The following is a 417-nucleotide window of genomic DNA, read 5'->3' as shown; positions in this document are numbered from 1 at the left end:
CGGCAGCCATTCGGCTGTCGATCGCGACACGGTCACAAAAAGACCAGTGATCGGATCGTTTCCGATCCAATCACCGTATGCTTGCCGAACATGACCGCCAGGGTAGACGCTTTCGCGCCCCCAACGGTCACATTCCCTCTTCACGATGTCACTGATGTCTTCGCCAAACGGCGCGATCAACCGAACCTTACGGTCCTCGCCGATCGTCTGCCGCGGCAAACTCAATCTCCAGGCCGGCTCGACGCGCATTCCAACATGTGGATGGCGGAGCCCGATGGCCCGGAACGAGAAAGAGAAACGAGGACGGCGCCTGTCCCGCCAAATGGGTTCTGACTGAACCCTGTATCTAAATGATCTTCGATGGATGAACTGACGTTCGCTGGGTGCCGGCAGAGCCGGCGCCCATGTCCAAGAAAG

1 protein-coding gene is annotated in these 417 nt (G+C 58.5%); it reads right to left on the bottom strand.

The window, feature by feature from the left end; genetic code table 11:
* On the bottom strand, positions 1-249 hold a 249-nt coding region (locus tag AO398_RS29215; protein ID WP_210171922.1), incomplete at its 3' end, for a hypothetical protein.
* Positions 250-417: the final 168 nt, after the last annotated feature.

The sequence above is a fragment of the Methylobacterium sp. GXS13 genome, assembly GCF_001455965.1.
GTDB lineage: Bacteria > Pseudomonadota > Alphaproteobacteria > Rhizobiales > Beijerinckiaceae > Methylobacterium.
This window is presented reverse-complemented; position numbering and strand designations above follow the sequence as displayed.